Annotated in this window: 19 protein-coding genes; 7 read left to right on the top strand and 12 right to left on the bottom strand. The window is 65.1% G+C overall.

What is annotated here, in order from left to right:
- Window positions 1-843: a GNAT family N-acetyltransferase gene (locus I6F36_RS03250; protein ID WP_225132566.1), complete on the bottom strand. Its 843-nt coding sequence runs from the start codon at window positions 841-843 to the stop codon at window positions 1-3.
- 116 nt (window positions 844-959) lie between these two features.
- Between I6F36_RS03250 and I6F36_RS03245 the strand changes: the two genes are divergently transcribed.
- The 3 genes from I6F36_RS03245 to I6F36_RS03235 all read left to right on the top strand — a co-directional run bounded on the left by I6F36_RS03245 (window position 960) and on the right by I6F36_RS03235 (window position 2,634).
- Window positions 960-1,664 (top strand): SDR family oxidoreductase, encoded by a 705-nt coding sequence (locus I6F36_RS03245; protein WP_225171022.1) that lies wholly within the window; start codon window positions 960-962, stop codon window positions 1,662-1,664.
- 89 nt (window positions 1,665-1,753) lie between these two features.
- Window positions 1,754-2,140 carry a helix-turn-helix transcriptional regulator gene (locus I6F36_RS03240; protein WP_225171021.1) on the top strand — a complete coding sequence of 129 codons (387 nt, stop codon included), beginning with the start codon at window positions 1,754-1,756 and terminating at the stop codon, window positions 2,138-2,140.
- A 2-nt stretch (window positions 2,141-2,142) separates the two neighbouring features.
- On the top strand, window positions 2,143-2,634 hold the full coding sequence (locus I6F36_RS03235; RefSeq protein ID WP_036013486.1) for an SRPBCC family protein: 492 nt from the start codon (window positions 2,143-2,145) through the stop codon (window positions 2,632-2,634).
- A gap of 107 nt (window positions 2,635-2,741) precedes the next feature.
- Here the strand turns inward: I6F36_RS03235 and I6F36_RS03230 are convergent, their stop codons facing one another.
- The 3 genes from I6F36_RS03230 to I6F36_RS03220 all read right to left on the bottom strand — a co-directional run bounded on the left by I6F36_RS03230 (window position 2,742) and on the right by I6F36_RS03220 (window position 5,215).
- The gene (locus I6F36_RS03230) at window positions 2,742-3,629 is read right to left on the bottom strand and encodes a manganese catalase family protein (RefSeq protein WP_225147647.1); all 888 of its coding nucleotides are present in this window, start codon (window positions 3,627-3,629) and stop codon (window positions 2,742-2,744) included.
- Window positions 3,630-3,770: 141 nt separating this feature from the next.
- Complete coding sequence (locus I6F36_RS03225; protein ID WP_225132788.1) at window positions 3,771-4,619, bottom strand: MBL fold metallo-hydrolase; 849 nt, start codon at window positions 4,617-4,619, stop codon at window positions 3,771-3,773.
- Between the two features lie 29 nt (window positions 4,620-4,648).
- The gene (locus I6F36_RS03220; RefSeq protein ID WP_225124950.1) at window positions 4,649-5,215 is read right to left on the bottom strand and encodes an NADH-quinone oxidoreductase subunit B family protein; all 567 of its coding nucleotides are present in this window, start codon (window positions 5,213-5,215) and stop codon (window positions 4,649-4,651) included.
- 260 nt (window positions 5,216-5,475) lie between these two features.
- Between I6F36_RS03220 and I6F36_RS03215 the strand changes: the two genes are divergently transcribed.
- Both I6F36_RS03215 and I6F36_RS03210 read left to right on the top strand, forming a co-directional pair.
- On the top strand, window positions 5,476-5,973 hold the full coding sequence (locus I6F36_RS03215; RefSeq protein WP_225171020.1) for a ferritin-like domain-containing protein: 498 nt from the start codon (window positions 5,476-5,478) through the stop codon (window positions 5,971-5,973).
- A gap of 129 nt (window positions 5,974-6,102) precedes the next feature.
- Window positions 6,103-6,369 (top strand): hypothetical protein, encoded by a 267-nt coding sequence (locus tag I6F36_RS03210; RefSeq protein ID WP_081493004.1) that lies wholly within the window; start codon window positions 6,103-6,105, stop codon window positions 6,367-6,369.
- Window positions 6,370-6,386: 17 nt separating this feature from the next.
- Here I6F36_RS03210 and I6F36_RS03205 read toward each other — a convergent pair whose 3' ends face one another.
- From I6F36_RS03205 to I6F36_RS03190, 4 genes are read right to left on the bottom strand one after another with little or no spacing between them, the layout of a single operon-like run.
- Window positions 6,387-7,601 (bottom strand): ABC transporter substrate-binding protein, encoded by a 1,215-nt coding sequence (locus tag I6F36_RS03205; protein WP_225132562.1) that lies wholly within the window; start codon window positions 7,599-7,601, stop codon window positions 6,387-6,389.
- Between the two features lie 21 nt (window positions 7,602-7,622).
- Window positions 7,623-8,609: a tripartite tricarboxylate transporter substrate binding protein gene (locus I6F36_RS03200; protein ID WP_036013495.1), complete on the bottom strand. Its 987-nt coding sequence runs from the start codon at window positions 8,607-8,609 to the stop codon at window positions 7,623-7,625.
- 52 nt (window positions 8,610-8,661) lie between these two features.
- On the bottom strand, window positions 8,662-9,858 hold the full coding sequence (locus I6F36_RS03195) for a CaiB/BaiF CoA-transferase family protein (protein ID WP_225132561.1): 1,197 nt from the start codon (window positions 9,856-9,858) through the stop codon (window positions 8,662-8,664).
- Window position 9,859: 1 nt separating this feature from the next.
- Window positions 9,860-10,747 (bottom strand): IclR family transcriptional regulator, encoded by an 888-nt coding sequence (locus I6F36_RS03190; protein WP_057029685.1) that lies wholly within the window; start codon window positions 10,745-10,747, stop codon window positions 9,860-9,862.
- A gap of 216 nt (window positions 10,748-10,963) precedes the next feature.
- On the opposite strand from I6F36_RS03190, the gene I6F36_RS03185 reads away from it, so the two are divergent.
- On the top strand, window positions 10,964-11,806 hold the full coding sequence (locus tag I6F36_RS03185; protein ID WP_036013504.1) for a hypothetical protein: 843 nt from the start codon (window positions 10,964-10,966) through the stop codon (window positions 11,804-11,806).
- 64 nt (window positions 11,807-11,870) lie between these two features.
- Here I6F36_RS03185 and I6F36_RS03180 read toward each other — a convergent pair whose 3' ends face one another.
- From I6F36_RS03180 to I6F36_RS03165, 4 genes are all read right to left on the bottom strand, one after another.
- A complete protein-coding gene (locus I6F36_RS03180) occupies window positions 11,871-13,082 on the bottom strand; it encodes an ABC transporter substrate-binding protein (protein ID WP_225132560.1) in 1,212 nt (403 codons plus the stop codon).
- A 42-nt stretch (window positions 13,083-13,124) separates the two neighbouring features.
- Window positions 13,125-13,976: a fumarylacetoacetate hydrolase family protein gene (locus tag I6F36_RS03175; protein WP_225132559.1), complete on the bottom strand. Its 852-nt coding sequence runs from the start codon at window positions 13,974-13,976 to the stop codon at window positions 13,125-13,127.
- Between the two features lie 23 nt (window positions 13,977-13,999).
- A complete protein-coding gene (locus I6F36_RS03170) occupies window positions 14,000-15,523 on the bottom strand; it encodes a bifunctional 3-(3-hydroxy-phenyl)propionate/3-hydroxycinnamic acid hydroxylase (RefSeq protein WP_225171019.1) in 1,524 nt (507 codons plus the stop codon).
- Between the two features lie 72 nt (window positions 15,524-15,595).
- Entirely contained in the window at window positions 15,596-16,387 is a 792-nt protein-coding gene (locus I6F36_RS03165) for a DNA-binding transcriptional regulator (RefSeq protein WP_225132557.1), read from the bottom strand.
- Between the two features lie 148 nt (window positions 16,388-16,535).
- Between I6F36_RS03165 and I6F36_RS03160 the strand changes: the two genes are divergently transcribed.
- Entirely contained in the window at window positions 16,536-17,519 is a 984-nt protein-coding gene (locus tag I6F36_RS03160) for a VOC family protein (protein WP_225132556.1), read from the top strand.
- The last annotated feature ends 3 nt before the right edge of the window (window positions 17,520-17,522 follow it).

Below are 17,522 nucleotides of genomic sequence, written 5' to 3'. Positions count from 1 at the left end.
TTAACCCAACTCGAAGCTGGTGACGCCGAAGACGCGGTCGAGCCGCAGCGACGCGATCGGCCCCGTATACATCCGCGCCGTCTCGAACACCGGCTCGAGGCCGAGCGCCTCGGCGAGCGCGATGGCGGCGGGATTGACGGCGGGGACGTCGAGGAAGACCTCGCCGGCGCCCGCGCTTCCCATTAGCGCCTGCACGACTTGATCCGCGGCTGCGCGATCGTCGGCGACGAGCGGGCCGATCTTGTAGCCCGTCCGGCAGAGCCGGATCACACCCCATGCAGCGAGCCTGCCATCGCGCAGCAACGCGCGGCCGACATGACCTCGCGTGTTGATCCAGGCGCGCAGGAAGGCGCTGCGCGCGGCGGGGAATACACGGGCGTCATCGGCTTCCATCAGCGCAAACGGGACCTTGTCGAGCGCAACGACATCGGCGGGCGGCTTCGCCGATCCCGCGACGGTGCCGCCATAGCGGATATTGGCGTAAGCGAGCTGGAAACCCGACTTCTTGTAATTCTCCTGCTGCGCCACCACGCCGTCGAGACCGATCACGCGCGCGCCTGCATGCGCGATCGCGGCATTCCAGATGCGCAGGCCATGGCCCGCGCCGCGAAAGCGCTCGCGCACGATGTAGAAGCCAAGGAAGGCGAAGCGGTCGTCGTAATTGACGCAGGAGACGGTCGCGACCGGCTCGCCGTCGATCTCGCCGACGAAGAAGCCTCGGGCATCGGGGATCGCGAAGCAGGCGGCATCCGCCAGCCCCGGATTCCAGCCCTCCGCCGCGGCCCAGTCGACGGCGAGGGCGATTTCGTCGGGGCGCAAATTGCGGATCTGCAGATCACTCATTTCAAGCGCCTCATGATGGATGCCTTCGGCCATGGACCTGCCGACGGGTCTGGCTGTAGAAGGCCTCATGATAGGCCGAGGCTGCGGCTCGCCTCAACTAAAGGGATCATCGGATCATGGCAGTAGAGAAGGTTGCGCTCGTCACCGCCGGCGGCAGCGGCATGGGGGCGGGGGCTGCGCGGCGGCTGGCGGCGGACGGGTTTCGGGTCGCGATCCTGTCGTCCTCGGGCAAGGGCGAGGCGCTGGCCGCCGAGCTCGGCGGGCTCGGCGTTACCGGCTCGAACCAGTCGAACGACGACCTGAAGCGCCTCGTCGAGGCTGCGATGGCGAAGTGGGGACGGATCGACGTTCTCGTCAACAGCGCGGGGCACGGGCCGCGTGCCCCCATCACCGAGATCACCGACGAGCAATGGCACACCGGCCTCGACACTTATCTCTTGAACGTGATCCGTCCGACCCGGCTGGTGACGCCGCTGATGCAGGCGCAGAAGGGCGGCGCCATCATCAACATCTCGACCGCCTGGGCGTTCGAGCCCAGTGCGATGTTCCCGACCTCGGCGGTGTTCCGCGCAGGGCTCGCCGCCTTTACCAAGATCTTCACCGACACTTACGCGGCCGACAATGTCCGCATGAACAACGTGCTGCCGGGCTGGATCGACAGCCTGCCGCAGCAGGACGCGCGGCGCGACAGCGTGCCGATGAAGCGCTACGGCAAGGTCGAAGAGGTCGCGGCGACGATCTCGTTCCTCGCCTCCGACGGCGCCGCCTACATCACCGGCCAGAACATCCGCGTCGACGGCGGGCTGACGCGCTCGGTCTGAGCGGCCGCCGCGCGTCAACGAAGATAATTACTTAGCTTTTGAGCTAACAATCATTGACGCCGCGTCGCCCTGCCCTTATAGTTAGCTTCATGGCTAACCAATTATCCAACCTCGACCAGATCTTCGCCGCGCTCGCCGATCCGACGCGGCGGGCGATCGTGATGCGGCTGTGCGCGGGCGAGGCGTCGGTCGGCGAGCTCGCCGGTCCCTTCGACATGGCGCTGCCGAGCTTCATGAAGCACATCCATGTGCTGGAGACGAGCGGGCTCGTTCAGTCCGAGAAATCGGGACGCGTGCGCACCTGCCGTCTCAGCGCGGATGCGCTGGTCGGCGCCGAGGATTGGTTCCAGCAGCAGCGCGCGGTCTGGGAAGCGCGGCTCGACCGGTTCGAGGCCTATGTGATGAAGCTCAAGAAAGAGAAGGAAAGGGCGGGCGCCAAGCGGCCGTCCCGAACAACCGAACGGAAAGGTTCCTGACAATGACTGGTTTTGCCAACCCCGCTCTGTCGCAATGGTCGCTCGACCGCGAGATCGTGATGTCGCGCGTGATCGACGCGCCGCGCGATCTGGTGTTCGAGGCATGGTCCGACCCGAAGCATCTGCCGCAATGGTTCGGCCCGAAGGGCTTCAAGGTCGAGACCTTCGAGATCGACGTGCGCGTCGGCGGCGTCTGGCGCTTCAACATGATCGGGCCCGACGGTACGGTCTATCCGAACCGGATGCGCTTCCGCCGCATCGAGCGGCCGTCGCTGATGGAGATGGATCACGGTACCGACCAGGATGACGATCCCCGCATGTTCCGCTTCACCGTCACCTTTGCCGAGCAGAGCAACGGCAAGACCGTGCTGATGATGCGGCAGCTGGCCTCGAGCACCGAGCAGCGCGATGGCATGATCGGCTTCGGCGCCGTCGAATACGGCTACCAGACGCTCGACAAGCTCGCGGCCTATGTGGCGGGCATGAAGCGGTGAAGGCAGCCCCGCCATTCCCGGGCCCTGAGATGGCGAGCCGGGAATGACGGCGTGCGCGAACGCATTCTGATCAAGCCGCCGTCGAATAACGGCTTGCCTCGTACAGGTCAGGTCAGCGCGTTGGTGACCGGCGGCTCCTGCATCTGCTCCACCTGCGCGGCGCTGTCGGGACGTGCGGGCCCGAGCACGGGCTCGTCGCCGAGCGGCTCGAAGGCGGGGCGGAAGCTGAATTCGCCGCGGCCGTCGAGCGACGGACCTTCGTTGTAGCGGCCCGGCTCGAGCGGCGCTCCGCTGCGCTCGGTGCCCATGAACATGTAGCTGAACTCGGTCGCTTCCTTGCTCCGGTCGAAGCTGTTCGGAATCGGCAGCGCGGCATCTCCGCCCAGCTCCTCGATCACGGCGAGCCATTGCTGTTGATGCATGGTGTCGCGCGCGATCAGGTAGCTGAGCATGTCCTGCATGCCCGGATCGCTCGTGGAGTTGAAGAGGCGCACCGCCAGCGTTCGGCCGGTGGCTTCGGCGGCCACGTTACAATACATATCGGCGGCGAGATTGCCGCTGGCGTAGATGTGCGAACAATCGAACGGGACGCCGTCGGCGTTGGCCGGGAAGGCCGCCATGCCGGTCGACAGGATGTGCCGATGCAGCATGCCCTCGATCACGTGTCGCGGCCGCTCGCCGCCGGACATCACCGCGCCGACGATCGGATTGCCCTGCATGCTGCTCTCCTGCATCGTCGCCGGTGCATTTTCCAGGTTCAGGGCGACCGCGGTCGAAAGCATCTCGATGTGGCTGATCTCCTCGGTTGCGGTGTTGAGCAACACGTCGCGATATTTGGCCGGACCGCGCGCGCCCCAGGCCTGGAAGAAATATTGCAGGCAGACGCGGATCTCGCCTTCCACGCCGCCGATCGCCTGCTGCAGTTGGCGGGCGAAGATCGGGTCGGGCTTTTCGACCCTGACCGGGTATTGCAGTCGCTTGTCGAAATAGTACATGCGCAACTCCTTTTTGTTCTGTCGCATTGGCGCAATGAAGGCCGTGGGGTTGCGTTCCTAATCATCTGCAATCGCGGTTCAGATCGCTTCGAAATTCGCGGACCGCAAAGCCGAAATTGACGCGGTCCCCCACCACCACTCCTATGCGCGTCGATGGGAAGGTACGGCGACCTCGTCGAACAACTCGGCCAGAGCATCGAGCGCAACGCGCATCGCCGGTCCTTGCATCGCCGCGCCATGGCCGGTCACGACGATCTCGGGAGCAAGCGCGGCAAGTTCGCGCACCGAGGTTTTTGCGCTGGCCCAATCCGGCGTGAAATACATCGGCGGCCCGTGCATCTCTGGCGTTTGCGTCATTGCCGCGTAAACTGACTCCTGCCGGGTGGTGATGAAGGCGTCGCCGGCGATCAGGACGCGGTCGCGCTCACGCCAGAGCGAGACATGACCGGGCGTGTGGCCGGGCGTCGGGATCCACCGCCAGTCTTGCATGAAGGGCACGCTGTGGTCCGAGGGCAGATCATAAAGGCGGGATGCGACGTTGACGGGTCTTGTCGGAAACAGCGGAGAGAGCAGGGCGAGCAAGCCGCCACCGACACTCGGATCGGCTGGCGGATAGGATTGCGTGCCGTCGAGATAGGGATGCTCGGCGTGATGCGCATAAACCGGGACGTCCCACTCGTTCGCCAGCGTCTCGAGCACACCGACGTGATCGAAATGAGCGTGTGTCATGATGATGCAGGCCGGGCGGCCGTGGCCGCCGAACCGAGCCTTGGCGGCGGAGCGAATCGCCGGTGCCGCTCCGGGGATGCCGGAGTCGACCAGTACCCAGTTGCCGTCGCCAGCACCTTCGCGGCCGACAAAGATCACGTTGACGATGGCAAGCTGCCGGTAGGCAACGTCGGCCACGATCTGTCGTGTGTTGTCGTTTCGCTCGAGGTCGAATTCGGGGTTTTCCGCCTCGGCCGCCGGGGAAAGAGGAATTTGCGTCATGCCGGTCCGTGTCGACCCAGTCTGATGTGTCATCGTTCTATCGTGCCCATCCGCCGGATTTTCTTCTGGAGCAGCATCACGCCGTAGAGCAGCGCTTCCGCGGTCGGCGGGCAGCCGGGGACGTAGATGTCGACCGGCACCACGCGGTCGCAGCCGCGCACGACGGAATAGGAGTAATGGTAATAGCCGCCGCCGTTGGCGCAGGATCCCATCGAGATCACGTAACGCGGCTCGGGCATCTGGTCGTAGACCTTGCGGAAGGCCGGGGCCATCTTGTTGGTCAAGGTGCCTGCCACGATGATCACGTCGGATTGACGCGGTGAGGCCCGCGGCGCAAAGCCGAACCGCTCGGCGTCATAGCGCGGCATCGACATCTGCATCATCTCGACGGCGCAGCAGGCGAGTCCAAACGTCATCCACATCAGCGATCCCGTCCGCGCCCAGGTGATCAAATCCTCGGCGGTGGCGGTGAAGAAGCCCTTGTCCGCGAGGTCATCGCGGATCTGCATGAAATAGGGATCTGAGGCGTTGTCCGGCTGCCCCTGGCCCGGACGCGGCACCGGGAAATTGCTGGCGGGTGAAGGACTGTCGGTCATTAGATCATCATTGTCGCTGGGGTGAGGGCGCAACGTCGCGCTGTGACCACGCGCTGCTGTGAACGGCGGGGCGCAGCCGGCGTTCCCGCGGTCGAAGACCACGTTTCCGTTTGGCTATCGCAGGTTAGCGCTGGGTCCTTCGGCCGGAACAGGCGACGAAGACATGGTCTCTCCTGCGGCAATCAGCGCGGCCGTGTTAGGAACAATCGCCCGTGCTTCCCGGTTGCGCGAACGATGCCAGTCAAATGGAGAACAGGAAAATGGCCAATGCAGCCCGCGATACGTTCGTGGTGGGACCACGCAATGCGCATGCGATGGAAGTGCAGGCGCGAGAGTTGATGGAGCGCCAGTCGGAGCGGCTGGACGAATATCCCGAGGTCAAGGCGAAGATCACGGCGCACCTTCAGGAGACCAATGAGCAGCTGCGTCGCCTCGAAAAGTGCCTGGAAGCCTGTGGCGAGAGCACGTCGAGCCTGAAGGATACGGCGCAGTCGGTGATGGCCAACGTGATGGCCATGGCGCATTCGGTTGCCGGCGACGAGATTCTGAAGAACACTTTCGCGAACAACGCCTTCGAGAATTTCGAGATCGCCGCCTACAAGTCGCTGCTCGCGCTGTGCGGCGCGGCCGGCATGCCGGAGGCGAAGGAGCCGCTCGAGACGTCATTGAAGGAGGAGCAGCGCATGGCGGCCTGGATCGATTCCAATGTCGAGATGGTCACCATGGAGTACCTCACGCATCAGCGGCAGGCCGCGTAGTTCTTCGCGTTCCTCGCTGACAGCGAACCACCGGCGCGCCCCGCGGCCGGTGGTTTTTTCGCGCCGCCGGGTTCCCTGCCATCTGCGCGTGAGCCTAGGAACGATCGCTGCGATCAGGCTTTGGCAGTGATGACGCACATCATCTTCAGCGATTACCGCAATCCCGCGGCGGAGCAGGCCTACGAGATCGCCTGGGACTTTCTTACGCGAACGGGCGCCATAAGCGACGAATTCGACGCCTGCGTGTTCCTGGCGCAGCGCATCACCGTGATGGTCGAGGAGGGACACACGAATCGGATCCGCATGGCCAACCGCGCGATCTCCGAATACCAGCGCCATGCCGCGGAACGCGACGATCTCATCCGTGGCGGCGGCCGTTACGCCGAAAGGCGTTGAGCGCCGGCGAAGCGGGTTCACTCCCTGGCTTCGTCCGTGACGATGTCGCCGAGCTTCTGCCAGCGCTGGCCGTCGAACTGCACCATCTGGAACTGCTTGTTGACGCGATAGTCCGTCGGCGTGGTCGTGACCGAGATCCCCGGGAGCGTCAGGTCGAGCTCGACGTTCTTGAGGTTGGCCGCCTGTCGCATCACGTTCTCGCGGGTCAGATCGTCGCCGCATTGCTTCAGCACTTGCACCAGGAGCTGCGCGGTGATGTAGCCGTAGACGTTCAGGTTCGAATCCTTGTCGCCCTCAGGATAGTACTTGGCCATGAAGGCGAGGTAGCGCTTCATGCCCGGGTCGTCCTTCCATTCGGGATCCGCGGCATCCTTGACGTATCCGACGCTGATGATGCCCTTGGAATTGTCGAGCCCGGCGGGCTTCAGCACGGCGCTGAGCGAGGAGGCGTTGATGTCGATGATGTGCAGCGCCTTCCAGCCGATCTCGGCGACCTTCTTGATGGCCTGCGCGGCCTGCTTCGGCGTGGTCGCGCTAAACAGCACGTCGGCGCCCGCATCCTTCAACCGCAGGATCTGCGAGTCGATCGTCGGCTCGTTGATCTCGTAGGAGGTCTCGGCGACGACCATGTTCGCCTTGTCGCCGAGGCCCGCCTTGAGGCCGGCGAGATAATCCTTGCCGAGATCGTCGTTCTGGTAGAGCACGCCGATTTTGGCGTTCGGATGGTTCTTCAGGAGGTATTGCGCATAGATCCGGCCCTCGACGAGGTAAGAGGGGTTGAAACCCATGGTCCAGGGGAAGTTCTTTGGATCGGTGAAGCGTGCGGCGCCGGTGGCGGCGAAGAGCTGCGGGATCTTCTTGGCGTTGAGATATTTCTGCACGGCGACGTTCGGGGCGGTGCCGATGATCTGGAAGGTCAAAAGCACTTCGTCGCTTTCGACGAGCTTGCGGACCTGCTCCACCGTCTTCGGCGGCGAATAGGCATCGTCATACTGGATCAGCTCGACCTTGCGGCCGTTCACGCCGCCCTGGTCGTTGATCATCCTCAGATAGGCGGCCTGGGTCTTGCCGATCACCGCGTAGGCCGAGGCCGGGCCGCTGAGCGGCACGGTCTGGCCCACCTTGATCGCGGTGTCGGACGCGCCGGGATCGTATTTCTTTTGTGCCTGCGCTGCCGCGACCGAGAGGAGAAGGGCGGAGGCTGCGATGAATTTGGTGACGACGTTTTTCATGTCGGTTTCCTCCAGCAATCCTCATTCGCCCTTGAGGCCGGCGTCGCGGATCAGCTTGGTCCATTTCTGCGTTTCGGCGTCGATGAACTTGCTGAACTCGGCGGCGGTGCCTGGGCGCACTTCGAGGCCCTGCGCGGTCAGCTTGTCCTTGATCGCAGGCTCGGCGAGCGCCCGCAGAACCTCGGCCTGGAATTTGTCCACGATGGCGCGCGGCGTCGTGGACGGCACCATGAAGCCGTACCAGCCGGCCGCAGCCACATTGGGAAAGCCCTGCTCGCGCAGCGTCGGTGCCTGCGGATACAGCGCGCTGCGCTCGGCCGAGGCGACGCCGAGCACGGTGAACTTGCCGCTCTGGATGTAGGGCAAGGCCGTCGGCAGCGCGGTCAGTGTGGCGTCGACGCGTCCGGCGAGCAGCTCGGTGTAGGAGGCCGCATCGCCCCGGAACGGGATGTTCAAACCCTTGACGCCGGCGTCGCGGAACAGGAGCTCTCCGGCAAGATGCGGCTGCGAGCCGGCGCCTGGGGAGGCGAAGGTGAGGCCGTCGGGCTTGGATTTGCCGTAGGCGATCAGGTCGGGAAGCGTCTTGAACGGCGCGTCGGCGCTGATGATGAGGAACAGCGGCGCGATCACCACCATCGCCACCGGCGCCAGATCCTTGCGCTCATAGGTCAGCTTGCCGAACAGCGCCTCGGCGGTGGCGTAGGGCGCCGCGACATAGAGGATGGTGTAGCCGTCGCCCGGCGCATGGGCGACCATGTCGTTGGCGATGCGCGTGCCGGCGCCCGGCTTGTTCTCGACAATAAACTGCTGACGCAGGCTGCGGCCGAACTCTTCGGCGAGCAGACGCAGCGAGATGTCGTTGGACCCGCCGGGCCCGTAAGGCGAGATCAGACGGACCATGCGCGAGGGCCAGGCGTCCTCGGCATGTGCCCTCATGCCTGAGCCGGCCGCGAGCCCGCCCGCGATCGTGCCCAGCAGAGCTCGCCGCGTCACCTTGAACGATGCCACTGTTGTCTTCCTCCCTGTATTTGTTTCTCTTTTATCTGCCGCTCTTACGACCTCAGATCACCTTTCGTTGGGTGAGCTGCTCGATCCTGGCGTCCGAGAGCCCGAGCCAATCCCGGTAGACCTCGTCATTGTCCTGGCCGACGTCGCCCGCGGCATGGCGCAGGCGCGCGGGATCGACGGTGAAACGCGGCACGACATTGGTCATGGCGACCGTGCCGAAATCCCGGTCGGCAACCCGCGTGATCACCTCGCGCGCCTTCACCTGCGGGTCGTCGGCGATCTGATCTATCGAATAGATCGGGGCGAGCGTTCCCTGCGCGGCGTTGAAGCTCGCGAGGACCTCGTCGAGGGGGTGCGCGGCGCACCAGGCCGCAAAGATGTCGTTGAGCTCGGCGGCGTGCTGGACGCGCTGCTCATTGCCGGCAAAGCGCGGATCCGCGATCAGATCGGGGCGGCCGATCGCCCGGCAGTTCGCTGCAAAGAGCGCGTTGGTCGAACCTGCGAGCGTGACCCAGTGACCGTCGCGGGTGCGAAACACCGCGGCCGGTGCTGAATAACCATTGGCGTTGCCGATGCGGCTGCGAACGGTGCCGAGCTGGTCGTGCTCGATGGCGAGGACGTCGAGCAGGCGGAAGGTGGCTTCGGTCAGCGCGAGATCGATCTCCTCGCCCGGCGCATCCGGGTCGCGCGCCCGCTTCCACAGCGCTGCCAGCACGCCGACGGCGCCGAACAGGCCGCCGATCGAATCCCCGATCGGGTATCCGGGATGGGTCGGTTCGCCGCCGCTCTCGCCGGTGATGTAAGTCAGTCCGCCCATGGCCTCGAAGATGCGGGCGAAGCCGGGGCGCTCGCGATAGGGGCCATCCTGCCCGAAGGCGGTGGCGCGCAGAATCACGAGACGCGGCTGGATCGACCACAGCACCTCCTTGGGAAGCCCCCAGCGATCCAGCGTTCCCGGACGAAAATTCTCGATCAGCACGTCGAAGCGTGGAAGCAGCTGCTTGAACAGCGCAAGCCCTTCCGGCGTGCGCAGATCGAGCGTGGCAAACTTCTTGTTGCGGTTGGCGGCCTTCCACCACAGCGGCTTGCCGTTCTTGAACGGCGGAAACGACCGCACGCCGTCGCCGTGCCCGGGCATCTCGATCTTGAGCACGTCCGCGCCGTAGTCGGCCAGCAGCGTGGCGGCGAACGGCGCGGCGATGATCGTCGCGATGTCGAGAACCTTCAATCCTTCGAGCGGTCCAGCCATATCATGTTCCGGCGCTTGTGATTTTCTTGGTTTTGCGCGGCGGCGGCTTGAGCTCGGCCTGCCCGACCATGGCCCGGATGCCATCGGCGAGCGCCGCGATGCGCGGACCGATTTCGCCCTCGAGCTGCCCAGGCTGGAGCCGGAAGGCGGGGATGCCGCAATTGATCGAGAATGATTGTTTCGCTTCGCCGATATGAAACAGCGGCGCGGCGACGGCATGGATCGAGGCCATGTACTCGCCCCAGCAGGTGCAGAAGCCGCGGCTTTTGCATTGCGCGATGCCGGCGCGGTATTTGTCGCGGAGCGCCGACCACAATCCGGCATCCTCGGCGGCGAGATTGCGTTCCAGCCGGTCTGCATCGGCCGGCGGCAAGGTCGCCGCCGCGGCGCGGCCCATGGCGGTCATCACGACGGGAATGGGCATGCCGATGTCGGGCACGTGCGGGCCGACATCGCCGGAGCGCGCGGTCTCGACATAGATCATCGACGTCGCATCGAGCAGGCCGATCGACACCGTGCCGCGGACGCTGTGCGCCAGCTCCTGCATCATGGGCCGCGCAACTTGGCGGAATTGCATTCCGGCGAGCAGGGGATGCGCCATCCGCAGCGCCCGTGCACCGACGCGGTACTTCGACCGCTCGGCGTCGTAGCGGAGATAGCCGAGCTCGGCCAAGGTATGGGTCAGCCTCGCCACCGTCGGGCGCGGGATGCCGGTCAGCGTCGACAGCTCCATGTTACCCAGCAGCGTGCTCCCGGCCTTGAACGCCTCGAGCACGACGAGCCCCTTGGCCAGAGTGGTGGCGAAAGCGGCGTCATCGGCGCTCTCGGCCAGCACGGCTGCGGCAGAGGAGAGCGGGCGCTGCGGCTTGGGTGAGTCAGTCGGAGCCATCCCGGAATATCAGACGGACGGATTTCGAATGTCCAATAGATTCGCCATCCATGAGAAAATTGTCCGATATGTGGACACTCGGCTCGCAGCGCTTCTTGCGCCTTCCGGGCACCGCTGGAACGACCGGGCACACAGATTTTTGTCGTGATTGCCTGTCGTTCTGTGACAGGATTATTACGACGACGTGTCGGATCGATAATTTTTGCGGAGCGGTTTATGTTGCAGTGGCAGGCGCGGTCAAATCCCCTGGCGTGGTGGTGGGGATCCCTCACGCTGGTGAGCAGCGCCAATATCCTCGTCTGGTTCATGCTCTATCGTGAGTTCTATCCGACGCCTTCGGCCAGCCTCGGTGGCGGCTCGGACATCGGGCTGATGTTCCTGCTGTGCGCCGGCTATGTGTTCGGCTGCGCCTTCCGTTCGGTGCTGCCGCGCGCCGACGTGCAGCGCATCTGCCTGTTCGACACCTGGCTCTCCAGCGTCGCCGTCGGCCGGACGGTGGCGACGGTGGCCGAGCTCTGCTTCGCCGCGCAATGGGCCATCATCCTGCATCAGCTCGGCAAGATGACGGGCGCGGAGACCGCGGTGAACATCGCGCTCGTGATCGTGCCGATCATCATCATCGCGGAATGCTTCTCCTGGTACGCGGTGGTGACGACCAACTTCCTCTACAACGCGATCGAGAATTCGCTGTGGGCTGTGACCTTCTTCCTGGCCGGCATCGCGCTGTGCCGCCTGATGCCGGAATTCCAGGGCGTGGTGCGCTGGGCGCTGATGTCAGGCATCGTCGGCATCGCCTGCTTCCTCGCCTTCCTCATCACCGTCGATGTGCCGATGTATCTCAGCCGCTGGCGGGCAGGGCATGAAGAGGGCAACACATTCCTCGGCTTCCTCGAAGGACTGCATGACGTCTCGACGCGCTGGGTGGTGACCCATGACATCGCGCACTGGAAGGGCGAGCTGACCTGGATGTTCCTGTATTTCAGCGCCGCGGTGTGGTCGAGCCTCGCGCTCTGCGCGCTCTACGCGATGGAAGGCTATCTGACGCGCTATCTCGCCTGACGGTCAGCTTCCAACTTGACGCGTTCTCTGAAGCGAAGCGGTATCCACTTCGCTTCAGAGGGCTTTATTTGCCGACCAGGCTGCATTTGCTGCGATCGAGCGGGCGGAAGGCCTGGTCGGGCGGGATCGTCGCGACCAGCTTGACGAAGTCCCACGGGCCCTTGGATTCCTCCGGTGTCTTGACCTGCACCAGATAGAGATCGTGCACCATGCGTTGGTCCTCGCGAATGCGGCCGTTGGGGGTGTAGGCGTCCGACACCGGCGTCGCCTTCATTTTGGCCATCACGACGGCGCCCTCATCGGAACCGGTGTCCTTCACGGCCTGCAGATAGTGGCGCACGGCGGAATAGACGCCGGCCTGAATCTGCGAGGGCATCGCCTTGCGGCGAGCATAGAAGGCATCGGAGAATTTCCGGGCTGCCGGCGAGACATCCTCGAAGAAGGAGGTGACGATGAGATCACCGCGCGTCGCTTTGAGCCCAACCGCCTCGATGTCGACGTTCTGGAACGACATCGGCACGATCTTCATGCCTTGGCTGGCGAGGCCGAACTCCTCGGCCTGCTTGATCGCGGTCGCGTTGTCGCCGGCAACGTTGATGGCCAGGATCTTGGCGCCCGACGACTGCGCCTGGAGCAGGAATGAGCTGTAATCGGGCGTGCCGAGCTGCGCCTTGACGCTGCCGGCGACCTTGCCGCCGAGTGCGGCGATGCGCTCGCGTGCGGTCACCTCGATCGAATGGCCGAAGGCGTAGTCGCCGGTGATGAAGAACCAGGGCTCCTTGCTGGTCTGCATGATGCCGGAGACCACGGCGGTCGCGGTGGAATAGGCGTCCTGGGTCCATTGCACGCTGGTTGGCGCGCACGCTTCATCGGTCAGCTGGTTCGCGCCGGCGCCGGAGATGAGGAATATCTTGCCGTTGCCGCGCACCAGCTCCTGCACCGCCAGCGCTGCGCCGGAGCTGCCGCCATCGGCGACGGCCTGGACGCCGTCGCTGAACCATTTTCGCGCCAGCGATGCGGCGAGATCCGGCTTGTTCTGGTGATCGGCCTGCAAGATCTCGATCGGCTTGCCGTTGATCTTGCCGCCGAACTCCTCGGCGGCCATTCGCGCCGCTTCGACCGAGCCCGGACCCATGGCGGTCGCGAACACGCCGTTCATGTCCGTGAGGACGCCGATGCGGATGGCCTCGCCCTTGATCTCGGCCCGCGCGGGGAGGGGCGCGAGCGCAAGTGCGATCAGGAGGGTGGCGGCGGAGGTGGTGCGGGTCGTGCCCATGGCGTTTCCTTGATGTTATCGTTGATTGATCGATGTTGACGGTCAGGCCGGTTCGGCGATCACCGTGTTGCGCAGGGTGCCGATGCCGGAGATCTCGACCTCGACGGTGTCGCCGGGGCGCATCCACAGCGGCGGCGTGCGCTTGGCGCCGACACCGCCCGGCGTGCCCGTGACGATGACGTCGCCGGGCAGCAGCGGACAGATGGTGGAGATGTAGGCGATCAGCTCGGGGATGGCTGTGATCAGGAGATCCGTCGTGGTGTTCTGCACGACGTTGCCGTTGAGCCTTGTCTGCAAGGTGAGTTTTGACGGATCCGGAATCTCGTCGGTCGTCACCAGCCACGGACCGAAACTGCCGCTCTCGGCAAAGGTCTTCCCCGCGAGGAATTGGCTGGTGTGGCGCTGCCAGTCGCGGATGCTGCCTTCGTTGTAGCAGGAATAGCCGGCGACGTGATCGAGCGCGCGGCCAGGGGGGATGTGACGGCCCGCCTTGCCGATGACGAGCGCGAGCTCGCCTTCGTAGTCGAAGTTGTCGCTCACCCCAGGTTTGACGATGGGCTGGAGATGGCCGACCTGGCTACAGGCGAAGCGCGCAAACAGCGCCGGCTTTTCGGTGACGGTGCGGCCGGTCTCGGCGACGTGATCGCGATAGTTGAGGCCGACGCAGATGATCTTGCCGGGATCGGGAATCACGGGCGCGAAGTTGATCTTGTCGAGCGGATGATCAGGGGCCGCGGAGGCGGCCAGCCTTGCCGCCTCGGCGAGCTGACCGGCTTCGAGCAGCTCCCGCAGCGTGGTGCACGCCGCCATCCGCGCGCCGAGATCGACGACGCCGTTGTCCTTGACGGCGCCGAAGGAGGGGCGTCCGTCCACACTGAATGAGAGCAGCTTCATGAAATGTCCTTGACAGGGTTCGGTCAGGCCGCGGAGGGCGCTTGGGCTGAAGGAATTCGGGTTGCAGGGGCGATGGCGGCGATGAGGCGGTCGAGCTCGGCCTCGTTGCGGGCGGAGCCGCGGATGTAACGGTCGGGACGAACCAGTGCGGCGATGATGCCGTGCTCGCGCAGCCAGGGCCCAAGATCGTTGGCATCGTCGCTGGTCAGGATCTTGATCCCTGCCTGCGAAAGCATGAGACGCGATGAGAGCGCCGCCGCTGTCTCGACGAGCAGCACGTGGTTGTAGCCGGTCCGGTCATCGCTGCGGCTGGCGTCAGTCAACGTGAACTGCGGCGCGAGATGTCCGGCGAGCGGCAGGTCGCCGAACTCTAGTCCGGGGCCGAGCAGGGGCTTCTTCACATCCAGTTTGACCGGCGCGTTCTCGCGCGCTTCGCCGGCGGCAAGGCCGGCCTCGATCGCCTTGGTGTTGATGACACCGCCGAGGCGAATGGCGAGCTCGATGAACGCGCGCACATGCGGCAGCCGTTCGCTCTGATAGGTGTCGAGCAGATCGGGCGCGGCGCCTTCGCGGATCACGCTCGCCAGCTTCCAGGCGAGGTTGGCGGCATCGCGAATGCCGGCGCACATGCCCTGGCCGAGGAACGGCGGGGTCTGGTGCGCAGAATCGCCCGCGAGCAGCAATCGCCCGTTCCGCCATTGCTGCGCGATGACCGAATGGAACGTGTAGACCGCGGCGCGCTCGATCTCGGCATCGGCGGGCGTGATCCAGCGCGACAGCAGCTCCCAGACCTTCGCGGGTTGCGCAACGTCCTGCGAATCCTCGTCGGGGAGGACCGTGATCTCCCAGCGCCGCCGCGTGCCGGTGCCGCGCACGTAGGTCGCCGGACGGCGCGGGTCGCAATGCTGAAGGCTGTAGTCGCCTAGGTCGTCGCGCTCGCGCTTGAGCAGGACATCGATCACCAGCCACCGCTCGTGGAAGCCGAGGTCGGCCATGCTAGAACCGATGAAGCGGCGCACCAGCGAGCGGGCGCCGTCGCAGCCGATCACATAGCTGCCGCGAACTTCCATGAGCTTCCCGCTGGAGAGGTCTTCGTAGCGCACGCGCACGCCATCCTCATCCTGATCGAGCGCGAACACATCGCAGCGGTTACGCAGGGTGACGTGTGGCCAGCGGGCGAGTCCGCCGATCAACGCGTCCTCCAGATCCGGCTGGTGGAAGCGGTAGCTGAGATGCCAGCCCATCGGCGTCAGCGTCCGTGGACGGGACCAGTCCAGCAGCATGCGACCGGCGGCATCGAGAAAGAGCATGCCGGGACTGAGGATGACATGCGGCAGGATCGTCTCGGCAAGTCCGATCGTCTGGAACACGCGCATGCATTCGTCGTCGAAATGCACTGCCCGCGGCAAATGATAGGTCCACGCCTCGCGCTCCAGCACCAACGTCCGCACGCCGCACAGTCCAAGCAGGTTGGCGAGCGTGGCGCCCACGGGCCCGCGGCCGACGATCACGACGTCAAACTCTTCAGGGGTGGATTTATCTTGCATGGGGTATCTCTTCCCCAAGCAGGGCTGGCGCTTCAACGCCGGCGTGCCAAGTGTCCGCCCAGCGGACGGCTTCTATTCCGCAACAGGAATGGCCGACGCCGTTTCCAGCAGCTGGCTCGCAAACTGCGCGACCGCTTCCTCGATCCCCAGCGCCGAGCGGATCCAGATGATCGAGATGCAGCCGAATACGGCCCCGTCCCGCACGATGGCAACGGCGATCGAAGCCGTCTTGGGATTGTATTCGCCCTCGCTGCGGATCGCGTAGCCTCGCGCGGCGGTCTCAGCGATCATGCGGTCGAGCCGGCCCTGGTCGAGGAAGGGGCGGTCGTCGGCCTCATCGATGCGGCGGAGATGATTGATGATGAGATCGCGTTCGCGCGCTGGGCAGGCGGCGAGATAGGCGCGGCCCGCAGACGTGCGCAGCATCGGCAGGCGCTTGCCGATCATGCCGCGATCGATCGAGAGCGGGCTGCGAGAGTGCGTGGTCTCCTGCACCACCATCGCCGCGTTCTCGTAAGTCGAGAGATCGACCGGCCAGACCAGCTTCTTGCTGAGATCGGCGAGAAAAGGCGCCGCCGCCTGGCAGATCACCACGCCGGGATCATAGCCGTCGCCGAGGCTTAGGGCACGCCGGGTGACCCGAAACCGGTCGTCGCTGGCGCTGCGGGCGATATAGCCGAGCTCCTCCAGGGTTTCGAGGAGGCGGTAGACGGTGGGTCGAGGCAGGTCGAGCGCGCGGGCAACGTCGCCGGCGCGGATGCCGCCGGAGCGGTTGACCTCCTGCAGCACGTCGAGTCCGCGCTTGAAGGCGCGGACGCCCTCAGACTGCCGGGGCTGGCCGTTCCGCGTCCGCTCCTTGGACACTTCCTATTTCCTCCCTTGTGGCACATCGCGGCGCGCTTATTGTCGCCTGCGAACGCGAGGCGATTGCGGAACGCCACCGTAGGATCGCGCGCGGCCGGTATCAAGCTCGCCGCAACACGGCGACCGCGATGCCTTCGGGAGGAGTTCGATGGAAATCGCAGCGCTCGGCTATATCGGAATCAGCTCATCACAGCTCGAGCAGTGGAGCCGGATGGCGACCGGGCTGCTCGGCATGCAGCAGGTCGATCGCGGCGGCAAGATTCGGGCCTTCCGCATGGACGACCGCAAGCAGCGGCTGATCGTCGATGGCGGCAGCGATGCCGGTCTTGCGGTGATGGGATGGGAAGTTCCTTCGACCGTCGAACTGGATAAGCTGGCAGGACGGCTCGAAAGCCATGGCATCAGGGTGGTCCGAGGTTCGCGCGCACTCGCTGACGAGCGGCATGTCGCCGAGCTGATCGCGTTCACTGACCCCGCCGGCAACCGGCTGGAGGCTTTTTGCAAGCCGGAGCTTGCGAGCGAGCCGTTCAGGCCGGGTCGCCCGATCTCGGGCTTCCGCACCGGCGCGCTCGGCATGGGGCATGTCGTGCTCAATGTGGAGGACGTGGAGCCGCTGTTGCCGTTCTATCGCGACGTGCTCGGCTTTCACGTCTCCGATTTCGGGCTGAAGCCTTACGGGCTTTATTTCTTCCACGTCAACGGCCGCCACCACTCCTTTGCGATGGTCGGCTCGGGGCGGAAGGCGATGCATCACTTCATGGTCGAGCTCGGCTGCCTCGATGATGTCGGGCAGGGCTACGATCTCGCACAAATGGACGAGGGACGCATTGCCTACACGCTGGGCCGGCACACCAATGACCACATGACCTCGTTCTACGTGAATACGCCGTCCGGCTTCTTCATCGAATATGGCTGGGGCGGCCGCGTCATCGATCCCGAGACCTGGCAGCCGCACGAGACCTTTGATGGGCCCTCGCTGTGGGGCCACGAGCGGCTGCATATGCCCGAAGAGCAGCGCACGCGATTGCGCGAGATGCGGCTGGATGCGGCTGCCCGCGGCGTGCGCGTCGCCGATCCGCGCGTGCCGCCACTCAACTGCGCGTGGCTGGACTCGGTGGTCGCACGTGAGTGATCC

Origin of the sequence: Bradyrhizobium sp. BRP19, assembly GCF_020194195.1 — a bacterium.
Taxonomy (GTDB): Bacteria; Pseudomonadota; Alphaproteobacteria; order Rhizobiales; family Xanthobacteraceae; genus Bradyrhizobium; species Bradyrhizobium yuanmingense.
This window is presented reverse-complemented; position numbering and strand designations above follow the sequence as displayed.

What these genes read in the sequence shown, in the direction of transcription:
- I6F36_RS03250 (WP_225132566.1), bottom strand. Translation starts at nt 843, where the DNA reads ATGAGTGATCTGCAGATCCGCAATTTGCGCCCCGACGAAATCGCCCTC.
- I6F36_RS03245 (WP_225171022.1), top strand. Translation starts at nt 960, where the DNA reads ATGGCAGTAGAGAAGGTTGCGCTCGTCACCGCCGGCGGCAGCGGCATG.
- I6F36_RS03240 (WP_225171021.1), top strand. Translation starts at nt 1,754, where the DNA reads ATGGCTAACCAATTATCCAACCTCGACCAGATCTTCGCCGCGCTCGCC.
- I6F36_RS03235 (WP_036013486.1), top strand. Translation starts at nt 2,143, where the DNA reads ATGACTGGTTTTGCCAACCCCGCTCTGTCGCAATGGTCGCTCGACCGC.
- I6F36_RS03230 (WP_225147647.1), bottom strand. Translation starts at nt 3,629, where the DNA reads ATGTACTATTTCGACAAGCGACTGCAATACCCGGTCAGGGTCGAAAAG.
- I6F36_RS03225 (WP_225132788.1), bottom strand. Translation starts at nt 4,619, where the DNA reads ATGACGCAAATTCCTCTTTCCCCGGCGGCCGAGGCGGAAAACCCCGAA.
- I6F36_RS03220 (WP_225124950.1), bottom strand. Translation starts at nt 5,215, where the DNA reads ATGACCGACAGTCCTTCACCCGCCAGCAATTTCCCGGTGCCGCGTCCG.
- I6F36_RS03215 (WP_225171020.1), top strand. Translation starts at nt 5,476, where the DNA reads ATGGCCAATGCAGCCCGCGATACGTTCGTGGTGGGACCACGCAATGCG.
- I6F36_RS03210 (WP_081493004.1), top strand. Translation starts at nt 6,103, where the DNA reads ATGACGCACATCATCTTCAGCGATTACCGCAATCCCGCGGCGGAGCAG.
- I6F36_RS03205 (WP_225132562.1), bottom strand. Translation starts at nt 7,601, where the DNA reads ATGAAAAACGTCGTCACCAAATTCATCGCAGCCTCCGCCCTTCTCCTC.
- I6F36_RS03195 (WP_225132561.1), bottom strand. Translation starts at nt 9,858, where the DNA reads ATGGCTGGACCGCTCGAAGGATTGAAGGTTCTCGACATCGCGACGATC.
- I6F36_RS03190 (WP_057029685.1), bottom strand. Translation starts at nt 10,747, where the DNA reads ATGGCTCCGACTGACTCACCCAAGCCGCAGCGCCCGCTCTCCTCTGCC.
- I6F36_RS03185 (WP_036013504.1), top strand. Translation starts at nt 10,964, where the DNA reads ATGTTGCAGTGGCAGGCGCGGTCAAATCCCCTGGCGTGGTGGTGGGGA.
- I6F36_RS03180 (WP_225132560.1), bottom strand. Translation starts at nt 13,082, where the DNA reads ATGGGCACGACCCGCACCACCTCCGCCGCCACCCTCCTGATCGCACTT.
- I6F36_RS03175 (WP_225132559.1), bottom strand. Translation starts at nt 13,976, where the DNA reads ATGAAGCTGCTCTCATTCAGTGTGGACGGACGCCCCTCCTTCGGCGCC.
- I6F36_RS03170 (WP_225171019.1), bottom strand. Translation starts at nt 15,523, where the DNA reads ATGCAAGATAAATCCACCCCTGAAGAGTTTGACGTCGTGATCGTCGGC.
- I6F36_RS03160 (WP_225132556.1), top strand. Translation starts at nt 16,536, where the DNA reads ATGGAAATCGCAGCGCTCGGCTATATCGGAATCAGCTCATCACAGCTC.